Below are 25,774 nucleotides of genomic sequence, written 5' to 3'. Positions count from 1 at the left end.
TATTTCCATGGTTTTTAAGCCGGCGGTTTTTTTTATATTTCCTTAAAATTGAACCACATATTGTTATGAAAATTAAATGCAAGGCACGCTTTTTACTTGCGGTGTTACTGATGCTCAGCTCGTCTGTATTCGCCCAGTTTAACCTGGTTCCACTTCCTCAAAAGATTGTTGAAGGTGGAAGCTCATTTTTGATTAAACCGCAAACCAGGATTTATTATACTAAAGGATTGAAACAACAGGCAGAATTGCTGGTTGCAGCATTATCTCCAGCTACAGGATATGACTTTGTTTTACTGGAATCTAACCGTCCGGTAAATGGGATTGCTTTAAGTACAGGAGATTCAGGTTCAGCAAATAAAGAAAGTTATAAATTAAACGTAAATAAAGACCTGATCACGATTAAAGGAAATACCAGTGCAGGGGTGTTTTACGGCATACAAACCTTACTTCAAATGCTACCTCCGGAAGTTTATAGCAAAGAACGTCAAAAAGCGCTGAAATGGGAGATTAAAGGTGCTGAAATTACTGATGCGCCATTGTATCCATGGAGAGGGATGATGTTGGACGTTGCCCGTTATTTTTTCTCTAAAGAATATGTATTGAGGTTCATTGATATGATGGCCATGTACAAAATGAATGCTTTACATTTCCACCTGACAGATGATTCAGGATGGAGAATAGAAATAAAGAAATACCCAAAGTTGACTTCAGTTGGTGGTTTTAGTGGGGTAGGACCAGATCGGAAAGGTGGTTATTATACACAGGATGACCTCAGGGAAATGGTCGCTTATGCGGCTACAAGGAATGTAGACATCATTCCTGAATTGGAATTACCTGCTCATGCACAGGCTGCGGTTGCTGCTTATCCTTATTTATGCTGTACCGGGGATCAATATGAGGTTCAAACACAACATGCTATCAGTAAAGAAATTTTATGTGCCGGTAAAGAATCTACCTATGAATTTATCGATGACATTATTAAAGAGACTGTTGCACTGTTCCCTTCAAAATATCTGCATATCGGTGGTGATGAAGCCGTTTATACACGTTGGAAAGCTTGTCCGGTTTGTCAAAAGAAGAAAACATCGTTAGGGCTGAAAACCGAAGAACAATTGCGTCTTCATTTCAACCACCGCGTTCAGAAAATAGCCAGTAAATATGGAAAAACGATTGTGGGTTGGGATGAAATTATCGAAGATGGTTTAGAAGAAAAAGCTGTTGGTATGATTTGGCATGACGCTAAGAAAGCATTTAAAGCAGCGGAAGCCGGACATTATTCGGTGATGTCATTGACTGGATATTGCTATTTCGATGTCGCAGAAAGTAGTATCCCTGGAGAAGTTAAAGCAGCAACCTGGTTGTCGCCAATCTCCTTAGAGAAAGTATATCAGTTGAATCCAATGCTGGAAGGAATGGATGAGAAATATCGTCCATTGATCTTAGGTGCATCTGCTACACTATGGTCAGATCAGTTTATTCATGGCACAATTCTTCAGGAAATTCCAATGATTAATGAGAACCGCTCGGAGCAGTATTTTGACTACCTGACCTTCCCAAGGATGTCTGCTTTAGCAGAGGTTTTATGGACACCAGTAGCCAGACAAAACTGGAAGGATTTTGAAAATAGAATGCGTAGTCACTATGCACGTTATGATGCAGCAGGATATGGTTACCGTATGCCACAGCCAAAATTGATTAGTCATGAAAAGGGACCAAATGGGTATGTGATTAAACTGGAAAATAGGGTAAATGGTGCTGAAATTCGTTACAGTATTGATGGCAGTATTCCAAATGTATATTCTCCCGTTTATACCAAAGCAGTTACGGTACCGGAATTGAAAGATTTTTATGCGATTACCGTATTGAACAGGAGTCAGTTTTCTTTGCCGCTTTATTTCCCTGATAAACTGGATAAGTTTAAAAAATATGGTGAATTAGTAGCGGAATGGAATCCTCAAAATGTTCAAGGAAAAGATTTCGGCCTGCTGGAAATGAATGGTTCAGGAAAAATCAATGGTAATGGTAATTATGCCCTTCATTTCTGGTATACTGGCGGGGATTCTCGTCTGGATATTCAATCGATAGAAGTTTATAAAAACGGAGTCAAGGTTGCCGAAGATTTACATGAAGGCTTTACAGGAAGTGCAGAAAAGAACAATAAGTATAGTTTCAAAATCGATAACTATGAAACTGGTGCCGCATTTACAATTAAAGCAAAGGTTCGTGGTGATTTGAATGACAACACTACAGGGGTGGTGATGATCAAAAAGATCTAATTTATAATGCCCGGGAGTAATTAACTGCCGGGCATTGTTCCTTAAAATGGCTTATAATTTTACCTGACGGATGATGTTCTTGACATTCAATTCAATAATATCAGTCATGGTTTCACATTCCATATAATGTTCATCTGCAAAATGGCTGGCCATTCCACGTTTTAGCATATTGGTGTTTTCAACGGTTGTTAATACATCTTCATTCGACACGTCTCTTAAGTCTGCTAATCGGTGACGTTCACTACGGACCCGATGTAGTATGGACGATTTCTCTTCCTGCTGATATTGCAAGAAAGTTTTATCTGTGAGCTGCTCTGTGCATAATTTCACATAGGGATAGTTTTCTTTGAAAAACTGCGGGAGGTATACTTTTACATTTCCTTCATAAAACTGTTGGTCAAAGTCGATGGCTCTGATTCTAAATTGTATGTCGTCAAAGTCCGGCGTGATTTGTACCACAAAATTATAGGCTCTCATGTCTCCTAAAAGCATGACTAAACATCGTTCATTAAATTTCACAAACTCCTTAGCAATCCGGGTCTGGTTGTATTCCGGGTTATGTAAATAGGTTTTTGCGAAGACATCACCAGGGATTCCGGCGATATGTTCTTCAATTAACGTTTCGCGATCTACGAGGTAATTCACTTGGTTGGGCGACAAAATTTCTTCCAATTCCAGGCCATAAATACGGGAAGCATCCGCCTTTTTAACATAGAAATAATCGTAAACATCATTTAAACGGTTTACAATTCGAATCCGAAAGGGATGGGTATTGCCAAAAGTGCAGTACTCAATTTTATCAATATACTTGTGTTGAACGATACGCAGATTTCCGGATGCTTTTAAATTGGCATAGATCACCTTTAACCCATTGTGAAGACTTTCAATACGATCAGAAGAATAAATCGGTCCTTCCCATAAAGAATCCCTTCCGTATTTATCCATGATTGGAAAGGATTCATCGAACATCATTAAATCATTGTAACCGATTGGAAGTTTAGCGTCCCTCTGGTAGCTTCTCAGGTATTTCTGTAAGGCAGGGGAGACTGGGAAAATCGGTTTCTTCTTTGAGATTTTTACATCATTAGGTTCCATCTTTCGTATTTAGGGTCAATTTAGTGTTTTCTACAGGTAATCTAAAGTAGTAAGAATTCCAATTGGTCTTATTTTATGAGTTTTATGTCTGATCGTTTCATCCCCTGGAAAGCGAGGCCCGTACTTTTGTAGGGTAATTAAACAATAGGAAAGATGTTATTAAGAAAATATATCGTCGTAAAGGGAAGCCCCATTTTATTTCCATCAGACTTGATTCATGCAGAAGTTGCGGGTAAAGATAATGAGGTGGAAAGTGCTGGGTTTTTCGTGATTGTGAAGAACAAAAAAGGTAAACGTGTGGTGTGCATCGGGGAAAGTAGCTCCTTAGATATTGCCAGCAAGCCAGAAAGAGATCAAAAACTAATTTCAGAATATTTGGGCTTTGAGCATTAATCTCTCCAGAATTACCATACAAGGTATCCATACATAAAGACCATTAACAGATATAAAAACCATTATTAACTACAAAAACAACAAGATGAAAAATAAATTTTTAGCCGTATTACTACTGACCGCAACTGCATTTACTGCCTGTAAAAAAGATAACGCACAAGAGCCTGAAGCAAACGTACTGCCGACCGGGAAATACAGATTAATTGAGCTGATACAATCTGATGCTACCGGGAAAGATTCTGTAAGATAAGTCTGACTTTTGACCAAGATAAAAAGACTGCTAATGTAGTTGGAAAGCCAGAATCATTGCAAATGACAGGGAGCTATAATGTGAAAGCTTATGGCGCTTTAACTGAAGCGAAAGTCTCTACATCAAGAGGTGTTCCTGGAGAAAGCGAGCTTACTGTGGCTGATTTTTTAGCACCTCTCCGGGTAATACATCGAACATGTTTTTATAAACTTTGGCAAAGTAATTCGGGCTGGTATACCCAAGCTCATAAGCAATTTCCTGTACACTAGAGAAATTGCCACTGTGCAGGAGTTGCTGTGCCAACAGTAGCTTTTCATTCAAGAAAAACTGATTCGGACTATCCTTTAAAATTTTTTTGAAAAGTCCTTTATACTTTGATACCGACATTTCTGCCATTTCTGCCATTTTTTGTAAGCCAGGAAATTCCTCGAGCAGGTTGGCGAGCAGGTATTCTGACGTTTTAAAGATCTGTTCAATATCATGATCAGATAGTTTGTTGATGATGGGTTCAAACCTGCTTGCCCGCTCCACAAGATACCCCAATAAGTAGAGGGCTGTGCTTTTCAGCTTCAGATCAAAAGAAGCAGCATTGAAATCAATTTCCTTCAATTGACTCAGCAATATTTTACTTCTGCTATCGATATGACTATAGAAGAAAAGAGTGTTTTTTGATTCATCAAAAAGTAGGTTGTTTGTTTCCAGGTCTCGGGTGCTGGCGGCCAGTTCTTTTAAGTAATCTTTCTGAATGAATAACCTTAAGCTATAGGAGCGCTGTTCCACTGGAGGCATGATGATCCCTTTGGTATTACAGTCCATAAAACCCATACCCAACTTAGCGTGGTATCCAGCTCTATGAACGGCATTGCCAATGATATGCGTAGTGATCTCATCACCAATGTCAAAGTAAACCATATAATATTGATGGTCTGTAGGTATCCTTGTGATGGCTACCGGAACTTTAAAGGTCATATCCAATAGCAGAACAGATAGCCCTGGGGTAACTTCCAGAAATATGGAACCGCCATGGGCAATGTTTTCCGGCATCGTCAGAATCTTATTGTCTGTTAGCGTTGCACCAATCGCATCTACGATTTGCTGTTGCCATTCCGGGCCAAGTGTATAATGGTAACAAAATTCTATACGTTCCAGATTCATCTTTATAATTGGCTAAGGTATTCTTTGGGTGGAACACCATAAGTTTGTTTAAATTGCTCAATCAGATGGCTGGAATCAAAGAAACCGAATTTATCGGCAATTTCTCCAATGGTAAAATTGCCTGTTTCCAGCATTTCTTTAGCATAACCTAATTTATTACTTAAGAAAAACGAATTTGGACTGATACCACTAATCTTTTTGAAGAGTTTCTTGTATTTGGTTTCAGACATACTGGCTTCTGTTGCGAGGAAATGAATTCCAGGAAATGCTTCTTCCAGATGTGCAATTAGATAGGCTTGTGATTTGACGATGTTTCCAAGGTCTTCGGGGAGCACTTGTTCAATGATGATTTCCTGGTTGATGATCTGATCCATGTAATCTGCGATGAGGCCATAGACAGTTCCAGTGATGAAAATATCATATAAAGGGCCTTTTGGAGGTACTTTTCTAAGTTCATTGATTAGCCACCAAGCATGATTACTCATCCTGTCAAATCGAACAATGGTATTGAGTTCCGGGTTAAAAATGGATTCTATAATTTGCTGGTGTTGTGGAATCTGAGACAGGTATTGTTTTAAAGCAGTTTTCTTGATGAAAATAGCAATCATATAGGTAGTTGATCCTGATTTCACCTGAAAATCACCATTTAGATCAGCATCGAATATACCAAGGTTATATCCCCAACGCTCAGCAGATCGGGTAACATCATTTAAGATGTGAATTGCTCCGCCTTCGCTAAGGTTGAAATATAGTCCGACGAAGTCACTGCGCGTGTTCCTAAGTTTGAAAACCACATCCTGACGGTAGGTCACATCAATAATGAAGGCGGTTAAATGATCATTTATTGGGAGCACATAACGATTTCCTTGCTGTACCTCATCTTCAATACGGATATAATTGTCTTCAACATAGCCGCCTATTCCTTCGGCAAGACCTGCTACCCAATCTAATTCTACACCATATTGGTGGATCACTTCTTTCATCTAAGATTATCTTTAAGCTTTGCACCACTAAATTAACCTTCTACCAAATATAGTTTTTCTTCATGGTAGCTGGAATGCATTTTTCATTTATAAAAATAATCCGTAATTTTCTACCTTATTAATTAGCGACAGATTCTCCATCTTATATCTCATGAAAAAAACAGGGCGTTATCGGCCATCACTTGTATTCCGTTTTAAAAAATGGCTGAGATCTATTGTCCTGCGCTGGAAAAAAAGAGATGATATCTCCTCAAATCTGGAGAAATTTCCTTTAATGGAGTTTAAGGAAGTTGCATTGGTTAGGGCTGAGATCAACACCCGGATTGTTTTAGATGAAGCTTGTAATTATGCCGTGTACCCGCATCAAAAGGTTTACACCGTTTTTGAAAATTTAGATAAGGGGCTGAAATGTGCCCGACAAATTATCGAAGAAAAAAGAAACATTGAATGTATTCTTTATGGCATTGATCAAAGTGTATTACAGTGTGTCAACTGTGATAATTACGAAGCTTTTTGAGGTAGATGTTGCTCTAAGAGGCTGTGTTTTTTTTTGTTTTGAGGGTCGCCGATAAAAATAAGATGTTTATAGTAAAATATTCTTTTTATATCCGAAATTGGCTTCATAGATCCTTCTGGTCTTATATTATTGATGGGCAGTAAAATTATTCGTTTTATATTTTTTGGGAATTACTTTGTAGGCATACTGGCTGTTGCATTGACGTTGGAGGCTACACAGCAACTTAAACTGCCCTATAATTCCATCAACTATTACTTGTTATTGTTTTTAGCACCAACGATTTACTATACCTATGCCTACCATAAAATGTCAGCCCAACCGGTGCCAAATAATCCAAGGAGTCTCTGGTATTTCCGTCATAAGAACTTTATAAAATGGAGTCAGGCAATCCTGTTTACGGTTTGTCTGGGATTGGCGGTTAGTTTACTTTATCAGAACTATCAGAATATTCTGGATCTTCCCGTGAATTACTGGGTGGCAATTGGTGTGATTATTTTCGCTGGAGCTTTTTATTACGGTTTGCTGCCAAAGTCCTTCCGACAAATTAATTTACGGAATACCGGATGGTTAAAGGCGTTTGTAATTGGGTTTGTCTGGGCTTGTTGTGCAAATGTGATGCCCTTGATCATGCTTAAAATTGAAACGGGTGTAGGTTATCATGATCCTTTGCTGTGGACCTGGTTATTTATTAAAAACTGGATGTTTTGTACGGTGAATGCTATTATTTTCGATATCAAAGATTATCCTACAGACTCGAACAGGCATTTGAAAACATTTGTTGTGCAATACGGCCTAAGGAAGACAATTTTCTATATCCTGATTCCACTGTTAATTGTAGGGATCATTGCCTTATCCATATTTGTGCGTTATAAAGGATTCGGACTAGGGCCATTTCTCCTGAATTTATTGCCTTTCTTGCTGACTATTTATATCGCCTATACGATGAGGCGCAGAAAAAATATCTTATATTATCTGATGGTGATTGATGGGTTGATTTTATTCAAAGCCATTTGTGGCATGTTGGCCATGCAGTTTATGCCTTTAACCTAAATTTTTTAAACGTTGATACTCCCTGTCTATGATCAATAACTATGATAAAGTAGCGCGTTATTATGATCGGCTGAGCCGCCTGGTTTTCTTTAAATCTCAGGTAAATGCACAGATTCATCAATTGAGCTATCTTCCAGAAAAAGGCAGCGTATTGATTGTTGGAGGAGGAACGGGTTGGATTTTGGAGGAAATTGCTAAAGTCCGGCCGGAAGGGCTGTTGCTGGTTTATGTAGAGATTTCAGCGAAAATGATTGCCCTGTCTAAAAAAAGGGACGTTGGCAGAAATACGGTTAGTTTTGTCAACCAGAGTATTGAGGAATTTTCCAGTGAAATGCTTTTTGATGTGATCTGTACGCCATTTTTGTTTGATAATTTCTCAGAACAAAGAGCTGAAATGGTGTTCCATCATTTGGATGATACGCTTAAGCAGGAAGGTCTTTGGTTTCATACAGATTTCAACTCAGGGGGAACCGCGGAGGATGCTACTGCAGCGCGCGGAAGCTGGTGGAAACGATTGTTTTTGGTAGTTATGTATCAATTTTTTAAAATAGCAGGAAATGTTGAAGCATCCAAATTGATCAATATGGGTCCTTATTTTGTGGCTGCAGATTATAAGTTGTTGGAAGAGCAGTATTATTACAGCCGATTTATCCAGAGCTCGGTATTTCAAAAACAAAGGAAATCCGAACCGATTTGATATTGCCATTTGAACAATCTTAGGTGGTCAGTTGTAGTATACTAGAGACTGGGCAGCCGGTTGAGTTTAGATCAGGAGCAACTCCAAATTCGCTGAAACTCCAGCTCAACAAAGCACAACTGTCAATGGCAGATAGAATTCCTGTCAACAGCCTGTGCTTAAAAAATCGGGAAGATAAATAGAGAGTTAAATATAATTGTATATTTAACTTTATACCATTTTAGGATAGATGATTATGAAGACTTCTAGAAATGATCCTTTTGATTTAGATATTTGTATCAGAGGTTTAAGTATGATGATGGGCACGGTACATTCAGATTTTTATGAATTTGTTTATTACCTTACTTTTAAAAAGGCTTTTAAGGAATATTATAGTGAATTTAATAATCCATGGGAATTTCCGATTGGAGATGGAACCTTCTTTGACGATGTGGATGATCCATTTGTCCAAAACTGCTTACACGCATTTACGATTATAGGTAAGGCCAAGTTTGAATTGGACGGCTGGTTTGGGATAGAAGCCTTTGAAGATCACGATCCGGATGAAGATACGATGTTTTTTTTCGAAGGAATGCGTTTTAAACCCTACCAGATGCATTTCAAACGCAATAAAAGCTATAAGAAGCTCAAATTAGGTTACGAACGCTCCCTGGCAGAATTTATTCATAGTTTATTTTTATATGCTTGTGCATTGACTGCACAGAGCAATAAAATCCCTTTGGTATTAAAAAAGCAATTTAAGCTGAGCAATGATGATGCTTTTAGATTGCTAAACCAGGACGATGATCAGGTGGTTTTACTGATTGGATTGATGAAGCGGTTAAAAAAAATGCTTAATGAGCTTCGCCTGAGTATTTATATGCCTGTGATTCCGGTGAGAAGAACCATACGAAAATCTAATTTAGACTCTAAAGATCGCCAATAACTTAGATGCTAAATACCGGCAACAACGCTAAAAAATGAGGTTTTCAAAATCAATATGTTCATGATTAGGGCTGGTCTGGATGACAATACCTCCTTGTTTTAATGGTATCATAAAAACAATGTGTACACCAAATTCGTTGTATTACAAATTCAAGGACAATGAATCTATTATTAGCATAGCGTTTTAGTTCTTTGCCGTTAAGCAATAATATCTGATAGATTTTAATTTCTTAGTGTTTTTACAATACTTCCCTGTATTAAGTTTTTTTTGTTTTTTATCCTGATCATTTTGGGATTTGGAAACAAGTATTTTGGTAAGTAATTAAGGTAAATTAAGATGAAAAGTATTAAAGCTCCTCGTTCAGATATCACCTTTGAAAAGCAGTTGAAGGCATATCAGAAAAGAATTTCCAATATATTGGAAAGTTTTACTGATGCTTTTTTTGAAGTAGATCGCAATTGGACGGTTACCTATTGGAATAAAGAAGCCGAAAGAATGCTGCAGATGCCGAGGAAACACATTATCGGCAAGAATTTATGGGAAGTTTATGCGGAGGCTATTCCACTTAAGTTTTATACAGAATATCATCGTGCAATAGCAGAAAATACCTCAGTACGTTTTCAGGAATATTTTGAACCCAATAAGGTCTGGCTGGAAGTGGCAGCCTTTCCATCTGGTGAAGGATTGTCGGTTTATTTCAAAGACATTACGGCCCATAAAGAGGCCACTGCACAATTACAACAGGAAAAACAGCGATACATTGATTTGTTTAACCTGAGCCCGCTTCCACAATGGCTCTATAATCAAGAAACTCTAGCTTTTCTGGATGTAAATGAAGCTGCGATAAAGTTCTATGGATATACGCGTTCGCAGTTTTTAAAAATGACAATTAATGATATCCGGATTTTGGAAGATACTGCAGTGATTCCAGATGTCATTATTGATCACCTCTCCATAGGCGATATTAATCAAACGATCATTCGGCACTGTAAAAAGAATGGGGATTTGGTTTATGTTACGATTGAAAGTAATGCGGTTTGGTTTAAGGATATATCGGCTTGTTTGGGATTGGTCATTGACCGTACCAAGCAGATTTTGGCAGAAAATGCTTTATTTTCTAGTGAGCAAAGGTTTAAGGCCATGGTTCAGAATGGATCAGACCTTATTGCAATTGTAGATATAGATGGTGGTTATAAATACGCTAGTCCGGCGGCAATGGCTATTCTGGGTATTGATGCTAACCGTTTGTTGGAAGAAAATATTTTCAATTTCATTCATCCTGATGACCAGAAGGAAACGCGGCATCAGTTTGATCGGATAAAAAAGCATAAACATGCTGATATTTCTCCATTTAGATTTAAAAATAGTGAAGGGGTCTACCGTTGGATGGAGACGGTTATGACCAATATGATGGATGACCCAGCAATTCAGGGAATGGTTTGTAATTCCAGGGATATTACAGAAGATATTGAGAACAAAAGAAAAATTGCTGAGAGTATAGGAAGGTATAACATTGTTTCTAAAGCCACTAGTGATGTGATTTGGGATTGGAACATGGATATTGGAATTATTCTTTGGAATAAGGGTGTAAAAGAAGTGTTTGGCTATGCCAATACAAATACCAGTCAGCATTGGTTGTTGGAAAGAATTCATCCTGATGATGTGCAGGAGGTATTGGAGGAGTTTGAATTGCTGACCACCAATAAAAAAAGAAGATTGCAGCTGGAATACCGTTTTCGTTGTGCTGATGGGACTTATAAATCGGTCTTGGATCGGTCTTTTGTTATTTTCGATGGAGTAGGAAAGCCAACACGAATCATTGGTTCTATGCAGGACATTACGGAAAGGATCAACCATCTTAATGCTATAGAGTCACAAAACCGGCAATTAAGAGAGATCGCCTGGATTCAAGCGCACGAAATCCGCGCGCCTTTGGCCCGTATTATGGGATTGGTAGAACTATTACAGGCCTATGGTACGGATGAAACTTTAAAAGATTATCTGACACATTTAAAATCTTCTTCTGATGAGCTGGATAAGGTGATTAGAACAATTATGAAGAATGCTTATCCTCAAGCGGTTGATGGAGTCGGAAAATAGCGTTCTTATCTTACATCAATGTACGGTTATGTTAGCAGGGGTATCTTTGTATACAATAATTAATTCGCGATGGCGATTGACTATTGTGTCAAAAAAAGGAGAAATGTAATGAAAAAGGTAATTGAAAAAATCGTGACAAATTCTGGCAGACCACACATGGTTGGTGATGGGTTTAGGGTATTTAATTATATCCCGGGAGCAGGTATCCCTCAGGAAAGAATCAGCCCGTTTTTGCTCCTGGACTTTAATCCTGAGTATGATTTTGGTCCTTCAAGTCATGTAAGAGGCGTAGGTGTCCATCCACATAAAGGTTTTGAAACGGTAACTATTGCTTATAAAGGAACGGTAGCCCATCATGACAGTACAGGTAGTCATGGGGTCATCAATTCTGGTGATGTACAGTGGATGACAGCTGGAAATGGTATTTTACATAAAGAGTACCATGAAGAAGCGTTTTCTAAAAAGGGTGGTCCTTTTGAAATGGTACAGTTATGGGTAAATCTGCCTAAAAAAGATAAATCGGTAGCGCCACATTATCAGGAGTTGACCGCTGCGGGAATGGGTAAAATTGAGTTGCCAGATGCTGCGGGGGTGGTGAATGTAATTGCCGGAAGTTTTAATGGAATTTCCGGTCCTGCAAAAACCTACAGTCAGGTTAATCTGTTTGATATTAAATTAAATGAGGGAGGAACAGTAAGTACTTCTGTTTCTGCTACGCATAACACTGCTTTGTTGGTGGTGAATGGTAGTGTGGAAGTAAATGGAGAACGTGTAGGGGAGCATAATTTTGTATTGTTTGCAAATGAAGGAGAAGAGATTCATTTGAAAGCAAATCAAAACAGTGTGATTTTATTGATGAGTGGTGAGCCCTTGAACGAGCCTATCGTAAGTTACGGTCCGTTTGTAATGAATACAGATGAAGAAATCAGTCAGGCTATCGTTGATTTTAACATGGGTAAATTTGGTGAATTGGCTGATTAATTAAAGTATATAAGGTTATGAATGAGGAATATGTGAGTCTACCCCTGGTGAAGAACCTGGAAGAACATCGTTTTGAGCTTAAAGTAGGGGAGTACGTTACGTTTATCGAGTATAAAGAACGCGATAAAAAGATCTGGTTGATTCATACGGAATCGCCGGAAGAATTAAAAGGTAAAGGTGCGGCTACGGCAGTGATAGAAAAAACGTTGGCATATATCGAAGACAATGGATACAAATTGATCCCACTATGTCCGCTGGTTGCTGCTTATTTAAAACGTCACCCTGACTGGAACAGGATTGTAGAATAATTTATTCCGTTTATTCTCTTAAAAAAAGAGCCGGGTCAAATTGATGGCCAGGCTCTTTTTTTTTATAATTTTAACCAATCTTCTCTGCTGATTTCAAACCAGTCGCATTTTATCCCTTCATCGTCGAAATGCCCTGTGATTTTTAAGCCAGATTTCTGTAAAACATGACGAGAACCTGCATTTTCGCCATGTGCCATGGCATAAACGGTTTCCAGATTCATTTTTTCGAAGGCATATTTCAAAGAAGCTTTAGCAGATTCGGTAGCATAACCTTTACCCCAATGTTCTTTTAGAAAGCGGTAACCTACTTCGTAAAATTGATTACGATCATTGATTGGTGTGGTAATGAATTTTATACCTCCCCATCCTACAAACTGGTTACTCTCTTTGTCAATAACCGCCCATCTGCCAATACCATTTTCTTCATATTGCTGTCTGATGAAGCGAATAATCTCTTCTGATTCGCTGATTTTTTTTAAAGGGTTGCTGCCCAGGTATTTATGTACTTCTGGATCAGAATCCATTTTGAACATCAATGGCGCATCCTCGAGGGTAATCTCTCTTAAAATAATACGATCTGTTTCTGCAAAAATTTTCATCGGGGATAAAGATAAACAGGCTTGCTATAAGCGTGGTAATAAAGAATTGCAAAATTGCTCAATACTTTAGAATTATAAAAGGTTTAGGGTTTTAAAAAAATAATTGTTTGGAATATAGTTTAAAGACTAAAATATTCTTATTATTGAGCTTAGCATAGTCATGAAATCAAAAAAGATAACTACGGAACGTCTTTATTTACTTCCATTTACAATCCAGATTGCAAAAGAAGTTATGGATGGACAGTTTACTTTATTAACGGAGTTGGGTTTAAAGTTGGGCAAAGGTTGGCCTGATGATGAACTGAAAGAATGTTTGCCAAGGATCATTGAAAATCTGGAATTGGTAGCAGAACCTTCTGGTTTTGAATCCTGGATGGTCATTGATAAAGCGAGTAAAACACTGATTGGCGATGCTGGTTTTAAAGGCCTGCCAACGGTGGAAGGTATTGTTGATCTTGGCTATGCGATAATAGCGGCTGAAAGGCGCAAAGGTTATGCCGCTGAGGCAGCTGAAGGATTGATTAAATGGGCATTCAAGCAGTCTGATGTCAAAATGATTACTGCCCGTTGTGCCCATGTAAATGAGGCTTCTACGAAAACGCTAACCCATCTGGGCTTTTACCAGAAATTCATAAAAGAAGAGATGGTACATTGGTTTTTACTGCGGGAACCTCAGAAAAAATTAGCCTAATAAAAAACGGGATAGCGATCATTTTTGATCTACTAGCCCGTCGAGAAAAGAAAAATATGTAGTTATTAGGGAATACAATCTTATTTGTTCTCTTCCCTGCTGCTTTCTATATTCTTTCAGTTGCAAGGATTATAGAATTGTGGAGCGTCTGTTTCAAAGATATTTATCTGGTATAAGCTACTCTTAAGTTTAAGGTTATCATATTGTTAACCAAAAGGTATATTTTAAACGGAATTTGAGTAGAATTTTTAAAACTTATACTCATATTTTACGTTATCAGATTAATCTACGAGCTTATTTTCCTTAATAATGATTATCATCCTGAAAAATTTCTGTACATATGGACCAGGCGCTTTCTAAACTTACCAGCGATTGTTTCTACACAGGGGAGCATTTCCAGAACTATTTTAAAGTATCTCCACAGTCGGTTGTTTTCAAAGCTAATTTCCCTGATTTTACCATTTTAGCAGTTAGCGATCAATTTATTGACATGTCTTTAAAGTCGCGGACAGAGTTATTGGGTAAGAATTTGCTCGATGTTCTTCCTGGTAAAATAAAAGATGATTATGGTAAAGGCCTTGCACTTTCTACCTTAAAGGAAATGCTGAGAACAAAGAAAAAGATAGAGCTTCCGATTTATATATATGATATCTATTCCAGTGAGACAGGGAAATTGGAGCCTTTATATTGGTCAAATTCTTATCAGCCAGTTCTGGACGAGGATGGTAATGTGGCTTATATCATCAATACTACTGCCAATGTGACTGCACAGGTGATGTTGAAAGAGATGGCCAGTACATCAGCAGAAAACCTCCTTCAGCAGCAGCAGCGCTTGCACAAAATGTTTATGAAAGCGCCGATAGGAATGGCGCTTTATACCAAGGGAAATTTCATCATTGAATATGCCAATGAAGCCATTTGTAAGCTTTGGGGCAAAGGTGGGCCTTTAGAGGTTTTGGGGCAATCGATTTTCGATCTTTTACCTTCTATGCTGGAATTCGGGTATCGGGAAATTTTTGAGGAGGTGATTTCCAGTGGTCAATCTTATCAAGGCAGAGAATCTCCGGTTAAGTATGAGCGCGATGGGGTGATGGAAATTTTCTATTTTGACTTGAATCTGGAGCCTGTTTTTGGCAAAGGGCAGGAAGTGACCGGATTACTTTCAGTGGTCAATAATGTGACCGGAAGGGTGCTCACCAGGAAAACCATAGAAAATACGGAAGAGCGCCTTCGACTGGCCTCTGAGGCAACAGGTATTGCGAGCTGGGACCTGGATCTGCAAAGCATGGAGCTCATTTATTCTCCTAGTCTGGCGGACTTATTTGGCATTCCTGGAAAGACAGATCTGACTTTTGAAGAGCTTCGTGAATTGGTTTATCCTGAGGATATTATTGGTGTAAAAGAGGCTTTTCAAACTGCGCTAGACTCTGGTAAATATAATAGACAAAGCAGAATTGTGAGGCCTGATCACCTCATCTACTGGATCAGCGTTACTGGAAAAGTTATTTTTAATGCGAATGGAACACCTGCCAGAATGTTGGGGACGGTGATGGACATTACAGAGAGTAAGCAGGAAGAATTGAAAAAAAACGATTTTATTGCCATTGCAAGTCATGAACTTAAGACACCTTTAACCTCTTTGAAAGCCTATGCACAATTATTGAAATCCAGTAAGGCGGCGGCAGATCCTAATTTTATTAAAAGTGTAGGTGCCAGGATTGAAGGGCAGATTAATAAAATGACGAAACTGGTGTATAGTTTCCTTGATCTTTCAAAGATTGAAACCAATAAGACAGAACTTAGCACGGAATTGATCGATGTGAATGAGTTGATTAAAGAGGTTATTAATGATTATGTATTTCAGGAAAAGAACCATCCAATTCTATTCGATGCGGAATCGTTACCTATGATTTATGCAGATAAGCATAAAATCACACAGGTAATTGATAATCTGGTAAGTAATGCTATTAAATATTCTCCGCTAGGAGGGGATGTGTTGGTTTCTGCAAAATTGCAAAACGAAGTGGTGTTAATCTCTGTGGAAGATCATGGCATTGGAATCGACAACATTCATCAACATAAGATTTTTGATCGTTACTATAGAATCGACGATATGCAAGTCAAAAATGCTTCAGGCTTTGGCATTGGATTATATCTTTGTGCTGATATTGTGGAGCGGCATCATGGGGAGATCGGCCTTAAAAGTGAGCCTGGCAAAGGAAGTAGGTTCTTTTTCACATTGCCAGTTGATGCTCCTTCAAAAATCCAATAGGAATAGGTTATGCGAGTACAAAAACCGTCATGTTTTTGGGACCATGGGCACCGAGTACCAATGATTGCTCAATATCTGCAGTCTTTGATGGACCGGCAATAAAAGCACCAAAACCATAGCTGGAATCTGCAATTTGCTGATAAGCTTCCTGCATATTGGATAAAATATCTTTTTTATGAACCACTACAACCAATTGCTGACATATAAAAGGGATTACTCTCTGTCCCATTAAAGACTCTGTAAACCAGAGTGCTGCATTTTCTGCTACTCCGAAATGAGCTTCAATAATTGCTACATCGACGTTTTCATAGCTATGAGGATCTTGGCCTTCCCAGTTTTTTTCAGTCAGTTCTTTTAATTCAGGAATTGTCGAGATGACTCTTGGTAAATTTGAAAATTGTGTTTTAATAAGCCCAATCATTTCCTCATAATCTTTCACCGGATACATCGTTCCTCCAATTCCATCCAGCACGATACCGAACATTTCCATTGGGTTCGGATATTGAATCAAGGCAGTTAAATCTGCAGGTAAAACGGTTAAAGGAGGTTGGTTCTTTTTAACACGTGCAAGGATTTCTTCTCTGCTACTCATTGTTGTTTTTTTTATACCATTCACGAAAAGACTGTTGGGGTGGCGTTGGCATATCACGTTGATTGTACCAGGCATTTAACTTGTTATTGACCAGGAAAGGTATGTTTTTCATCACCCATCTACCGGCCTTACCTGCATTTCTATAGACGGAAGGATTGGAGAGGGTGAACTCCATGGCTTTCATAGCGATTGCTTTTTTAGGATCTGCATAGCCTTCTTTCACAATGACCTGGCGCCATTTGTACAGTTGTTCATGGATGTTAATTTTTACCGGACACACATTTGTGCAAGATCCACATAACGTAGAGGCAAAGGGCAGATCGGCATATTGCTTCATGTCAAGGTTCGGCGCTAAAATGGCTCCAATGGGACCGGCAATAGCGGTATGGTAGCTGTGTCCACCGCTTCTGCGGTATACCGGACAGGTATTCATGCAAGCTCCACAACGGATACATTTTAGCGCGTTGCGAAAATCTGCTCTTCCCAATTGCTGAGTTCGTCCATTATCTACCAGAATTAAGTGCATTTCCTGTCCTTCCCTTGGCCTGCGGAAGTGGCTTGAATAAGTGGTAATTGGTTGACCTGTGGCACTTCTCGCTAAAAGCCTTAAAAATACACTAAGGTTAGCCCGTTTTGGAATGATCTTTTCAATACCCATACAGGCGATGTGAACCTCGGAAAGGTGTGCGCCCATATCTGCATTTCCCTCATTGGTGCAGACTACGAACTCTCCGGTTTCTGCGATGGCAAAATTGACACCGGTAATCGCCGCTCTTCTGGTCAGGAATTTTTCCCGAAGGTGTACCCTGGCTGCAGCAGTGAGCAGTTGCGGGTCTGAAGCGCCTTTTGGAGTACCGAGATGTTCGTGAAATAATTCTCCGATTTCCTCTTTTTTCTTGTGGATACAAGGCAGAACAATATGACTTGGTGGTTCTTCTGCCAATTGGACGATACGCTCACCCAGGTCAGTATCAATCACCTCAATACCGTTTTTTTGTAAATATTCGTTCAGATGGCATTCTTCAGTCAGCATAGACTTACTTTTTACCATTCTGGTGATTTCTTTCGCTTTTAAAATCTCATGGACGATCTGGTTGTGCTCTAAAGCATCAGCAGCCCAATGTATGGTAATGCCATTTTTTTGTGCATTGCTTTCAAACTCCGAGAGGTAGTCGTGGAGGTTAGACAATACGTGGTCTTTTATTTGAGAAGCATTTTCTCTAAGTGCTTCCCATTCTGAAAGGGTATTTGCGGCTTTATCACGCTTTGCACGTACAAACCATAAGGTTTCGTCGTGCCAGTCTACGCGGGCTTCGTCCTGATTGAAAATGTCAGATAATGCTGCGTGGTCCTTTATTCCTGTACTCATTTTCTTAAATTTCTGCGTTAAATTCTTCTGCATTTAGGATTTCTGCAATGTGCAGTACTTTTACCTGACTATTTTGGCGTTTCAAAATCCCTTCCATGTGCATCAAGCAGGACATATCTGCTGCGGTGATGTATTGCGCACCATGATTAACATGGTCTGCAATGCGATCTTTACCCATTTTTACAGATACTGCCTCTTCTGCTACGCAAAAGGTTCCCCCAAATCCACAGCATTCATCTGGGCGACTCAATGCGACCAATTCCAAATCCTTCACCATGTTTAAAAGTTGAAGCGGTTTCGAAAATGGAGGAGCTACTAGTTCTGTCATTTGAGACATCATCAATCCTCGTTGGCCATGGCAGCTTTGGTGTACGCCTACTTTATGTGGGAAACGAGCTGTTAACTTTTCTACTTTCAAGATGTCTGTTAGGAATTCCGTCAGTTCATACACTTTTTTACGAACGGTTTTCGCTTTTTCTGGTTGTCCTTCGCTATGTAAATGGTCTTTTATGTGTAAGACGCAACTCCCGGAAGGAGAAACAATATAGTCGAACTCCGCAAAATTATCAATGAAAAGTTCATTGCAACCAGTTGTTAAGTGTTCAAAACCAGAATTGGCCATAGGCTGACCACAGCAGGTTTGTTGTAGTGGATAACTTACTTTAACACCTAGTTTTTGAAGCAGCTTTAAGGTGGCGATTGCTGCATTTGGATAAAACTGGTCGATGTAGCAAGGGATAAAAAGGCCAACGGTCATAAATTGAATTTAAGGTTTCGTGATACCAGGTATCACATCGGATTCCTAAGAAAAAGGGAAGTTATCACTTTTGATGGAATTTAGGGCTCCATCGGTAATTCTGCTTAATATATTGCCAAAATAACGGAGAATAAGCCCTTTTTGTAATTTTATGAAAACGTTTTCATTTTATGGGATAAATGACTAGCTTGCCTGTGCTTAATTTACTGAAAATCCAGTTTTATAGATGAATAAGGATAAAAAACCGCAACAGAATACAATCCTTGATATCGCTGAGGCGTTGAAGCTTTCTCCGGCAACGATTTCAAGGGCGCTCAACAATCATCCCCATGTTAAAGAGAAAACAAAAAATGATGTGTTGAAAATGGCGGCGCAACTGGGCTATAGAAGGAATCAGATGGCTTCCGGTTTAAGGAGTAATAAAACCCATACTGTTGGACTCATTGTTCCGCGTATATCCATGTTTTTCCATGCAGAAGTAATCACTACAATTCAGAATTCCTTACATAAGCATGGGTATAACCTGATCATTTGTCAGTCAAATGATCTGCTGAGCATGGAAGAAGAACTTGCTGACATTCTGTATGCCTCCAGGGTGGACGCATTGATTGTTGCTTGTACTTTGCAAACTACGGATTTTAGTCATTTTGATAAGCTGGTGAGCAGTGGCATTCCCGTAATTTTTTATGACCGTGTTCCTTTGGATGCCTATCCTGCAACGTTTATTAAAGGGGATGATTTTCGTGGAGGATATCTGGCAACTACTCATTTGATTGAAACAGGGAGCCAGCGGATTGCCCATATTTCCGGGAAATTAAGCTCTAATCTTTATCAGGATCGCAGTGCGGGTTTTAGAAAAGCCATGGAGCAACATCAGCTGCCTATACATGCGGAATGGGTTTTTCATCAGGAATTGACTCATGAAAATGCAAAAGAAGCAATGGCGAAGATGTTTTCAGGAACAGTTGTTCCCGATGCTTTGTTTTCTGCGAATGACGTGACGGCAATTGCAGCATTGGAATTTGCCAAAGAGAACGGGATTCAGGTGCCCCGTGATTTGAAAATTATCGGCTACTCAAATGATCCGAGAACTTCGATCACAACTCCTGCTTTGTCTACCATAGAACAGTATCCTGCTAAGGTTGGGCAAAAAATTGTTGAAGTGCTAATAGAGCAGCTGAAAAGTGGAGAAAAGGGATCAGGATTGGAGCAAAGGCCTTATGTCATTCCGGTTGATTTGATCAGACGGATGTCTTCTTAATTTTTAGAGAGAACCTAAATAGAGTAAATATAAATTTTGAATTAAATAGTAGATTATGCGAAAGCTTGTAGTTTTATTAAATTTATTAATGCTGAATAGTGCTGTGCTGATGGCCCAGGATAGCCCGGCAAAAGAGGGTATGAGCCAGTTAATTGACGATCAGTTTAAATTTGCTGATCAGCAGTATAAAGTACTTAGTAAGAATGTTCCGGCGGATGTAATGCCTCAAACTTATCATGCGGAGAAGAATAAAGTGCAAACCAGTGATACCAAATGGTGGTGTAGTGGTTTTTATCCAGGGACTTTGTTATATATATACGAATACACAAAAGACCCGGAAATTCTGGCTGAAGCAACTGCAAGATTGGGAATTTTGGAGAAAGAAAAACATTATACTGGAAACCATGACCTGGGTTTTATGATGTATTGTAGTTTTGGGAATGCATACCGCATCACTAAAAATCCTGCGTATAAAACCACGATAGACACTGCGGCAGCTTCATTGACGACCAGATATCGCCCTGCAGCAAAGGTTATTCAATCCTGGAATGCCAGTAAAAGATGGGGAGGACCTGTGATTATTGACAACATGATGAACCTGGAGTTGTTAAGCTGGGTATCAGATCATGGTGGTGATAAAAAATATAAAGAAGTGGCCATTACTCATGCCAATACGACTTTGAAAAATCATTTCCGTCCGGATTTTAGCTCTTACCATGTGGTAGACTATGATATGAAAACCGGGGAAGTAGTAAAGAAACAAACTGCGCAGGGTGCTGCTGATGAATCTGCATGGAGCAGAGGTCAGAGCTGGGGCTTGTATGGATACACCATGATGTACCGTTTTACCAAAGATAAACGTTATCTGGATCAGGCTAGAAATATCGCTAAGTTTATTCTAAATCACCCGAATATGCCAGCAGATTTGGTTCCCTATTGGGACTTTAATGCGCCGGGTATTCCCAATACCTATCGTGATGCATCGGCGGCGGCTGTAAATGCTTCAGCATTATTGGAGTTGGCACAGTATGTCAACAAAAAAGAACGCAAAACTTATGTGACAGCAGCAGAAAAGATGATCCGCTCTCTTGCTTCTGATGCATATCGTGCAAAATTGGGAGAGAATGGTGGTTTTCTTTTGATGCATAGTGTAGGCTCTATTCCACATAAAACGGAAATCGATGTGCCTTTAACTTATGCAGATTATTACTTTTTAGAAGCCTTGCACCGTTATAAAAACTGGTACTTATAGTGGAAGGTACTTGTTGTCAGTTTGATTTGATGATAAAATAACAATTTATTTAAACAAAGCCTTAACTTTTAACAGGCAGAAACATATTAAAATTTATACAAATGAAAACATATTTTGACAGTAGGTTCGCATTGAGCCCGAATGAAGGAAAGCAATTAGATACTCAAGGATTACGCGATAATTTCTTGATGGAGACGCTTTTTGAAGCAGATGCCATACATTTGACTTTATCTCATTATGATAGATATATTGCCGGTGGTGTAATGCCTGTAAGTAAGTCTGTGCCTTTATCAAATCCTGAAAACTTAAAAGCTAATTATTTCCTGGAACGCAGAGAATTGGGGATGATCAATGTCGGAGGTAAAGGCAGTGTGGTTGCCGATGGAGTTACTTACGAATTGGATTATAAAGAAGCGCTATATCTGGGTAAAGGCACGCAAGAAGTTATTTTCTCTTCTGCTGATGCAAATGCACCAGCTAAATTTTACATCAATTCAGCCCCTGCACATCATACTTATCCATCAAAGAAAGTTTCTAAAGCGGAAGCAGAAGTGGTAGAATTAGGCTCTGCAGCGACAGCCAATCACAGGGTGATTAATAAGCTGATTGTGAATAGTGTACTGCCTACTTGTCAACTGCAAATGGGAATGACAGAATTGAAAAGTGGTAGCGTTTGGAATACTATGCCGGCACATACCCACGATCGCAGGATGGAAGTTTATTTCTATTTTGAAGTACCAGAAGGACAAAGTGTGTGTCATTTTATGGGGCAGCCTCAGGAAACAAGACATGTCTGGATGCAAAATGAACAGGCGATTATCTCTCCAAACTGGTCGGTACATTCTGGCGCAGGAACCAGCAATTATACTTTCATCTGGGGTATGGCTGGTGAAAATTTGGATTATGGCGATATGGACCACTGCGCGATAACAGAATTGAGGTAATTGATTAGCGCTCTAAAAGAAAACCCAATGATCAGGCGGTACTGAAAGGTTGTCGCCTGATCCTATAAACCGTATGAACTAATGAAAAAGATTCTCCTATTTTTATGGGTATGTGCAACTTTGCCCATCACCCTTACTGCGCAAACAAAAAATGCGAAGGCCATCATCAGCATTCAGAATTCTTCGAAACTGAAAAGGACAGCTGCGGTCACAACGATACCCTGGCAAGAGGTACTTTCTAAATTTCCAGCGATAGATACTGCCAACTTTAAGGTACTCAATTCGGTACAAAAAGAAGTTCCTTTTCAACTGGAATATAAAGGCCAGACAAGTCCTCAGAATCTGTTAGTACAATTGGATGTGCCGGCAAATGGAACGGTTAAACTGACTATTATTCCTGGGAAAGCGTTAAAGCCGGTGCAAAAGACTTTCGGTAGATACATTCCAGAGCGTAAGGATGATTTTGCCTGGGAAAATGATAAAGTGGCTTTTCGTATGTATGGAAAAGCTTTAGAAAGTAGCCCTAAGGAAAATGCTTATGGTATTGATGTATGGGGAAAAAGAGTGAGCAGAATGGTGCTTAATGAGCGCTATAAAAGAGGTAGGTACCATGAGGATCTTGGTGATGGGAATGATTATTACCATGTAGGCCTGACGCTTGGTGGTGGTGATATTGCCCCAATAGCAGGTGATAAAATATATTATCCTTTAAATTACCGTACCTGGAAAATCCTGGATCACGGGGCATTGCGTTTTACTTTTCAATTGAGTTATGAAAATTGGGATGTAGCTGGAAAACTAGTGAAGGTAACGAAAACGATTTCTCTGGATGCAGGTTCTCATTTGAATAGGGTAGAAGCAAATTATGAATATCCTGGAGGTGGTGATTTACCAGTCGTAGTTGGAATTATCAAAAGACCAGAACCAGGAACTTTATTGCTCAATGAGCAAAAAGGTGTGATGGGTTACTGGGAGCCTCAACATGGCGCAGATGGCACTATGGGCATAGGGGTGATCTTATCAGATCCTAAACTTCAGATGAAGGTAACCAAGGAACAGTTATTGGCAGAAACTACCGCAAAAAATGGGTCGCCTGTAGTGTATTATAATGGTGCCGCATGGGATAAAGCTGGAGAAATTACCACTGCTGAAGCTTGGTTTACTTACCTGAACAATTTTAAACAAACATTAGAACAGCCTTTAAAGGTAACTGTTCAATAAGTCTTATTTTATAAAAATATCATCAAATGTCGGTACTGAATTTATTTAATTTAAAAGGTAAAATAGCCCTGGTTACAGGGTGTAAACGTGGAATAGGAAAAGCAATGGCCGAAGCGCTTGCCGAAGCGGGAGCAGATATTATTGGCGTGTCTGCCAGTCTGGAATTAGAGCATTCTGCAGTAGAAAAATCGGTAAAAGCACTGGGACGTAATTTTTATGCTTATCAATGTGATTTCAACGACCGGAATTCTTTAAAAGCATTTATTGAAAAAGTGAAGGCTGAACATCCGGTGATTGATATTTTGGTGAACAATGCAGGTACTATTTTGAGAAAGCCAATAGCGGAGCACCCAGATGAGTATTGGGATGAAGTGATAGCCGTAAACCAAACAGCACCATTTATCCTGACTCGTGAAATTGGAAAAGAGATGGTACAGAGAGGATATGGAAAAGTCATCTTTACAGCTTCTCTTTTGACGTTCCAGGGTGGAATTACTGTTCCGGGTTATGCGGCAAGTAAAGGTGCTGTAGGACAGTTAACTAAAGCTTTTGCGAATGAATGGGCGAGTAAAGGGGTGAATGTGAATGCGATTGCACCAGGTTACATTTCTACGGACAACACGACGGCTTTAAGGGCGGACGAGGATAGAAGTCGCTCTATTATGGAACGTATTCCTGCGGGAAGATGGGGAGAGTCAGAAGATTTTAAAGGACCGACTGTATTTCTGGCTTCAGAAGCTTCAAATTATATGCACGGGACAGTGATGACTGTTGACGGTGGATGGATGGGGAGATAAAATGAGAAGAAGGAGCTTTTTTAAGATTGCGCCATTGGCAGGATTATTTGGTTTAATCAATCCGCGGAAGGCGATTGCGGCAATTCCGGAAACTTTTATAGGCGCGTCATCTGACAGGGCGTATTGGTTGGCGCTTATGATTCGTATTGCGGAACCAGTATTGAAAAACGCATCTCAAGGAACGTTAAAGAAGAACATGCCTCTAGAAACTCCAAAAGGATATGCGAAAAAGGTTGCGGAAGTTACTTATTTGGAGGCCCTGGGTAGAACGCTTGCCGGTGTATCCGGTTGGCTTTCTTTACCTGCCGATTCTTCGAAAGAAGGATTGAAAAGAGCTGAATTTGCGGAATTGGCTAGAAAAAGTATTCTAAATATTGTAGATCCGGCAAGTCCGGATTATACGGATTTTGTGAAAAAGGGGGAGTCTCAGTTATTGGTAGATGCGGCATTTTTAGCACACGCTTTCTTACGTGCCCCTTTGCAGCTTTGGGAACCTCTTCCTGCTGCTGGAAAGCAACAGGTTATTACTGCTTTTCGTAATTTAAGGTGGATTAAACCCGGACAAAATAACTGGTTGTTGTTTGCTGCTATGGTTGAGGTTTTCTTTTTGAAAATTGGAGAAGAATGGCAGCAGGAAAAAGTCACTTATGCCATAGATAAACATAAAGAATGGTATAAAGGAGATGGCTGGTATGGGGATGGTGAGAAGTTCCATTTTGATTATTACAATGGATTTGTGATTCAACCTATGTTGGTAGATATTGTCAAGGTACTTTTGGAGAAAGGGTTTTATAACGAAAAAGATTATAATTTGATACTGCGGAGAATGCAGCGTTATGGCGCGAGTCAGGAACGCATGATTTCACCGGAAGGGTCTTATCCTGCGATCGGAAGATCCGTAGTCTATCGAGTTGGTGCATTCCAGCCTTTAGCGCAGCTAGCTTTAAATCAGCAATTGCCAACCATGATTAGTCCGGCACAGGTGCGTGCTGCCATGACTGCTGTGATGAAAAGACAATTTGGAATGAAAGGAACATTCAGTCCCTCAGGCTGGTTACAATTGGGTTTCTGCGGCCATCAGCCAGAAGCGGCGGAAACTTATATCAGCACAGGAAGTTTATACTTGTGCAGTGTTGGTTTTTTGCCTTTAGGCTTGCCTGAAAACGATGTGTTTTGGACAAGTCCTGCAGAAGACTGGAGCGGCAAAAAAGCTTGGTCCGGACAGTTATACCCGGAAGATCATGCGGTGAGTTTTTAAGAACATTATGCTCCATTCTAATCATAGGGTA

General features: G+C 39.5%; 25 protein-coding genes. 18 read left to right on the top strand and 7 right to left on the bottom strand.

The window, feature by feature from the left end:
- Nucleotides 1–65 precede the first annotated feature (65 nt).
- Nucleotides 66–2,276 carry a beta-N-acetylhexosaminidase gene (locus GM920_RS08990; protein WP_182955994.1) on the top strand — a complete coding sequence of 737 codons (2,211 nt, stop codon included), beginning with the start codon at nucleotides 66–68 and terminating at the stop codon, nucleotides 2,274–2,276.
- 51 nt (nucleotides 2,277–2,327) lie between these two features.
- Here GM920_RS08990 and GM920_RS08985 read toward each other — a convergent pair whose 3' ends face one another.
- On the bottom strand, nucleotides 2,328–3,371 hold the full coding sequence (locus GM920_RS08985) for a hypothetical protein (protein WP_182955991.1): 1,044 nt from the start codon (nucleotides 3,369–3,371) through the stop codon (nucleotides 2,328–2,330).
- Nucleotides 3,372–3,524: 153 nt separating this feature from the next.
- On the opposite strand from GM920_RS08985, the gene GM920_RS08980 reads away from it, so the two are divergent.
- Both GM920_RS08980 and GM920_RS08975 read left to right on the top strand, forming a co-directional pair.
- A complete protein-coding gene (locus GM920_RS08980) occupies nucleotides 3,525–3,764 on the top strand; it encodes a hypothetical protein (RefSeq protein WP_182955988.1) in 240 nt (79 codons plus the stop codon).
- Between the two features lie 85 nt (nucleotides 3,765–3,849).
- A complete protein-coding gene (locus tag GM920_RS08975) occupies nucleotides 3,850–4,014 on the top strand; it encodes a hypothetical protein (protein WP_182955985.1) in 165 nt (54 codons plus the stop codon).
- A 150-nt stretch (nucleotides 4,015–4,164) separates the two neighbouring features.
- On the opposite strand, the gene GM920_RS08970 is transcribed toward GM920_RS08975, so the two are convergent.
- Both GM920_RS08970 and GM920_RS08965 read right to left on the bottom strand, forming a co-directional pair.
- Entirely contained in the window at nucleotides 4,165–5,169 is a 1,005-nt protein-coding gene (locus GM920_RS08970) for a helix-turn-helix transcriptional regulator (protein WP_182955982.1), read from the bottom strand.
- 2 nt (nucleotides 5,170–5,171) lie between these two features.
- Complete coding sequence (locus GM920_RS08965) at nucleotides 5,172–6,152, bottom strand: helix-turn-helix transcriptional regulator (protein ID WP_182955978.1); 981 nt, start codon at nucleotides 6,150–6,152, stop codon at nucleotides 5,172–5,174.
- A 151-nt stretch (nucleotides 6,153–6,303) separates the two neighbouring features.
- On the opposite strand from GM920_RS08965, the gene GM920_RS08960 reads away from it, so the two are divergent.
- The 7 genes from GM920_RS08960 to GM920_RS08930 all read left to right on the top strand — a co-directional run bounded on the left by GM920_RS08960 (nucleotide 6,304) and on the right by GM920_RS08930 (nucleotide 12,730).
- Complete coding sequence (locus tag GM920_RS08960) at nucleotides 6,304–6,669, top strand: hypothetical protein (RefSeq protein ID WP_182955976.1); 366 nt, start codon at nucleotides 6,304–6,306, stop codon at nucleotides 6,667–6,669.
- Between the two features lie 132 nt (nucleotides 6,670–6,801).
- A complete protein-coding gene (locus GM920_RS08955) occupies nucleotides 6,802–7,719 on the top strand; it encodes a UbiA family prenyltransferase (RefSeq protein WP_182955973.1) in 918 nt (305 codons plus the stop codon).
- A 28-nt stretch (nucleotides 7,720–7,747) separates the two neighbouring features.
- Complete coding sequence (locus GM920_RS08950; RefSeq protein WP_182955970.1) at nucleotides 7,748–8,416, top strand: class I SAM-dependent methyltransferase; 669 nt, start codon at nucleotides 7,748–7,750, stop codon at nucleotides 8,414–8,416.
- 235 nt (nucleotides 8,417–8,651) lie between these two features.
- Entirely contained in the window at nucleotides 8,652–9,341 is a 690-nt protein-coding gene (locus tag GM920_RS08945) for a hypothetical protein (RefSeq protein WP_182955967.1), read from the top strand.
- Between the two features lie 336 nt (nucleotides 9,342–9,677).
- A complete protein-coding gene (locus tag GM920_RS08940) occupies nucleotides 9,678–11,441 on the top strand; it encodes a PAS domain-containing protein (RefSeq protein ID WP_182955964.1) in 1,764 nt (587 codons plus the stop codon).
- A 108-nt stretch (nucleotides 11,442–11,549) separates the two neighbouring features.
- Nucleotides 11,550–12,422 (top strand): pirin family protein, encoded by an 873-nt coding sequence (locus GM920_RS08935; protein ID WP_182955961.1) that lies wholly within the window; start codon nucleotides 11,550–11,552, stop codon nucleotides 12,420–12,422.
- Nucleotides 12,423–12,439: 17 nt separating this feature from the next.
- The gene (locus GM920_RS08930; protein WP_182955958.1) at nucleotides 12,440–12,730 is read left to right on the top strand and encodes a GNAT family N-acetyltransferase; all 291 of its coding nucleotides are present in this window, start codon (nucleotides 12,440–12,442) and stop codon (nucleotides 12,728–12,730) included.
- Between the two features lie 62 nt (nucleotides 12,731–12,792).
- Here the strand turns inward: GM920_RS08930 and GM920_RS08925 are convergent, their stop codons facing one another.
- Nucleotides 12,793–13,329: a GNAT family N-acetyltransferase gene (locus tag GM920_RS08925; RefSeq protein ID WP_182955955.1), complete on the bottom strand. Its 537-nt coding sequence runs from the start codon at nucleotides 13,327–13,329 to the stop codon at nucleotides 12,793–12,795.
- Nucleotides 13,330–13,489: 160 nt separating this feature from the next.
- Here GM920_RS08925 and GM920_RS08920 point away from each other — a divergent pair, with 160 nt between their 5' ends.
- Together GM920_RS08920 and GM920_RS08915 are read left to right on the top strand one after the other, a co-directional pair.
- Nucleotides 13,490–14,020: a GNAT family N-acetyltransferase gene (locus GM920_RS08920; protein ID WP_182955952.1), complete on the top strand. Its 531-nt coding sequence runs from the start codon at nucleotides 13,490–13,492 to the stop codon at nucleotides 14,018–14,020.
- A 340-nt stretch (nucleotides 14,021–14,360) separates the two neighbouring features.
- Nucleotides 14,361–16,292, top strand: a complete 1,932-nt coding sequence (locus tag GM920_RS08915; RefSeq protein ID WP_182955949.1) for a PAS domain-containing sensor histidine kinase — start codon at nucleotides 14,361–14,363, stop codon at nucleotides 16,290–16,292.
- Between the two features lie 7 nt (nucleotides 16,293–16,299).
- On the opposite strand, the gene GM920_RS08910 is transcribed toward GM920_RS08915, so the two are convergent.
- Genes GM920_RS08910 through GM920_RS08900 form a run of 3 tightly spaced genes read right to left on the bottom strand, consistent with a single transcriptional unit; the run spans nucleotide 16,300 to nucleotide 19,010 of the window.
- On the bottom strand, nucleotides 16,300–16,884 hold the full coding sequence (locus GM920_RS08910) for a LutC/YkgG family protein (protein WP_182955946.1): 585 nt from the start codon (nucleotides 16,882–16,884) through the stop codon (nucleotides 16,300–16,302).
- Complete coding sequence (locus GM920_RS08905; protein WP_182955943.1) at nucleotides 16,877–18,253, bottom strand: LutB/LldF family L-lactate oxidation iron-sulfur protein; 1,377 nt, start codon at nucleotides 18,251–18,253, stop codon at nucleotides 16,877–16,879. Before GM920_RS08905 ends, GM920_RS08910 begins: the two co-directional genes overlap by 8 nt.
- Before the next feature lie 4 nt (nucleotides 18,254–18,257).
- A complete protein-coding gene (locus GM920_RS08900) occupies nucleotides 18,258–19,010 on the bottom strand; it encodes a (Fe-S)-binding protein (protein WP_182955940.1) in 753 nt (250 codons plus the stop codon).
- Between the two features lie 226 nt (nucleotides 19,011–19,236).
- On the opposite strand from GM920_RS08900, the gene GM920_RS08895 reads away from it, so the two are divergent.
- From GM920_RS08895 to GM920_RS08870, 6 genes are all read left to right on the top strand, one after another.
- Complete coding sequence (locus GM920_RS08895; protein ID WP_182955937.1) at nucleotides 19,237–20,271, top strand: LacI family DNA-binding transcriptional regulator; 1,035 nt, start codon at nucleotides 19,237–19,239, stop codon at nucleotides 20,269–20,271.
- Nucleotides 20,272–20,326: 55 nt separating this feature from the next.
- Nucleotides 20,327–21,523, top strand: a complete 1,197-nt coding sequence (locus tag GM920_RS08890; protein WP_182955934.1) for a glycoside hydrolase family 88 protein — start codon at nucleotides 20,327–20,329, stop codon at nucleotides 21,521–21,523.
- A 101-nt stretch (nucleotides 21,524–21,624) separates the two neighbouring features.
- Nucleotides 21,625–22,467: a 5-dehydro-4-deoxy-D-glucuronate isomerase gene (gene kduI, locus GM920_RS08885; protein ID WP_182955931.1), complete on the top strand. Its 843-nt coding sequence runs from the start codon at nucleotides 21,625–21,627 to the stop codon at nucleotides 22,465–22,467.
- An 81-nt stretch (nucleotides 22,468–22,548) separates the two neighbouring features.
- Complete coding sequence (locus tag GM920_RS08880; RefSeq protein ID WP_182955928.1) at nucleotides 22,549–23,688, top strand: DUF4861 family protein; 1,140 nt, start codon at nucleotides 22,549–22,551, stop codon at nucleotides 23,686–23,688.
- A 26-nt stretch (nucleotides 23,689–23,714) separates the two neighbouring features.
- Nucleotides 23,715–24,485 carry an SDR family NAD(P)-dependent oxidoreductase gene (locus GM920_RS08875; protein WP_182955926.1) on the top strand — a complete coding sequence of 257 codons (771 nt, stop codon included), beginning with the start codon at nucleotides 23,715–23,717 and terminating at the stop codon, nucleotides 24,483–24,485.
- A 1-nt stretch (nucleotide 24,486) separates the two neighbouring features.
- The gene (locus GM920_RS08870) at nucleotides 24,487–25,743 is read left to right on the top strand and encodes a DUF2264 domain-containing protein (protein ID WP_182955923.1); all 1,257 of its coding nucleotides are present in this window, start codon (nucleotides 24,487–24,489) and stop codon (nucleotides 25,741–25,743) included.
- Nucleotides 25,744–25,774: the final 31 nt, after the last annotated feature.

This window comes from Pedobacter gandavensis (assembly GCF_014172405.1).
GTDB classification, from domain to species: Bacteria; Bacteroidota; Bacteroidia; order Sphingobacteriales; family Sphingobacteriaceae; genus Pedobacter; species Pedobacter gandavensis.
Note: the sequence above shows the minus strand (reverse complement) of the source record. Positions and strands in the feature narration are given on the sequence as shown.

Bases quoted from the DNA above. Each gene is read 5' to 3' on its own strand.
- GM920_RS08990 (WP_182955994.1), top strand. From the start codon at position 66: ATGAAAATTAAATGCAAGGCACGCTTTTTACTTGCGGTGTTACTGATG.
- GM920_RS08985 (WP_182955991.1), bottom strand. From the start codon at position 3,371: ATGGAACCTAATGATGTAAAAATCTCAAAGAAGAAACCGATTTTCCCA.
- GM920_RS08980 (WP_182955988.1), top strand. From the start codon at position 3,525: ATGTTATTAAGAAAATATATCGTCGTAAAGGGAAGCCCCATTTTATTT.
- GM920_RS08975 (WP_182955985.1), top strand. From the start codon at position 3,850: ATGAAAAATAAATTTTTAGCCGTATTACTACTGACCGCAACTGCATTT.
- GM920_RS08970 (WP_182955982.1), bottom strand. From the start codon at position 5,169: ATGAATCTGGAACGTATAGAATTTTGTTACCATTATACACTTGGCCCG.
- GM920_RS08965 (WP_182955978.1), bottom strand. From the start codon at position 6,152: ATGAAAGAAGTGATCCACCAATATGGTGTAGAATTAGATTGGGTAGCA.
- GM920_RS08960 (WP_182955976.1), top strand. From the start codon at position 6,304: ATGAAAAAAACAGGGCGTTATCGGCCATCACTTGTATTCCGTTTTAAA.
- GM920_RS08955 (WP_182955973.1), top strand. From the start codon at position 6,802: ATGGGCAGTAAAATTATTCGTTTTATATTTTTTGGGAATTACTTTGTA.
- GM920_RS08950 (WP_182955970.1), top strand. From the start codon at position 7,748: ATGATCAATAACTATGATAAAGTAGCGCGTTATTATGATCGGCTGAGC.
- GM920_RS08945 (WP_182955967.1), top strand. From the start codon at position 8,652: ATGAAGACTTCTAGAAATGATCCTTTTGATTTAGATATTTGTATCAGA.
- GM920_RS08940 (WP_182955964.1), top strand. From the start codon at position 9,678: ATGAAAAGTATTAAAGCTCCTCGTTCAGATATCACCTTTGAAAAGCAG.
- GM920_RS08935 (WP_182955961.1), top strand. From the start codon at position 11,550: ATGAAAAAGGTAATTGAAAAAATCGTGACAAATTCTGGCAGACCACAC.
- GM920_RS08930 (WP_182955958.1), top strand. From the start codon at position 12,440: ATGAATGAGGAATATGTGAGTCTACCCCTGGTGAAGAACCTGGAAGAA.
- GM920_RS08925 (WP_182955955.1), bottom strand. From the start codon at position 13,329: ATGAAAATTTTTGCAGAAACAGATCGTATTATTTTAAGAGAGATTACC.
- GM920_RS08920 (WP_182955952.1), top strand. From the start codon at position 13,490: ATGAAATCAAAAAAGATAACTACGGAACGTCTTTATTTACTTCCATTT.
- GM920_RS08915 (WP_182955949.1), top strand. From the start codon at position 14,361: ATGGACCAGGCGCTTTCTAAACTTACCAGCGATTGTTTCTACACAGGG.
- GM920_RS08910 (WP_182955946.1), bottom strand. From the start codon at position 16,884: ATGAGTAGCAGAGAAGAAATCCTTGCACGTGTTAAAAAGAACCAACCT.
- GM920_RS08905 (WP_182955943.1), bottom strand. From the start codon at position 18,253: ATGAGTACAGGAATAAAGGACCACGCAGCATTATCTGACATTTTCAAT.
- GM920_RS08900 (WP_182955940.1), bottom strand. From the start codon at position 19,010: ATGACCGTTGGCCTTTTTATCCCTTGCTACATCGACCAGTTTTATCCA.
- GM920_RS08895 (WP_182955937.1), top strand. From the start codon at position 19,237: ATGAATAAGGATAAAAAACCGCAACAGAATACAATCCTTGATATCGCT.
- GM920_RS08890 (WP_182955934.1), top strand. From the start codon at position 20,327: ATGCGAAAGCTTGTAGTTTTATTAAATTTATTAATGCTGAATAGTGCT.
- kduI (WP_182955931.1), top strand. From the start codon at position 21,625: ATGAAAACATATTTTGACAGTAGGTTCGCATTGAGCCCGAATGAAGGA.
- GM920_RS08880 (WP_182955928.1), top strand. From the start codon at position 22,549: ATGAAAAAGATTCTCCTATTTTTATGGGTATGTGCAACTTTGCCCATC.
- GM920_RS08875 (WP_182955926.1), top strand. From the start codon at position 23,715: ATGTCGGTACTGAATTTATTTAATTTAAAAGGTAAAATAGCCCTGGTT.
- GM920_RS08870 (WP_182955923.1), top strand. From the start codon at position 24,487: ATGAGAAGAAGGAGCTTTTTTAAGATTGCGCCATTGGCAGGATTATTT.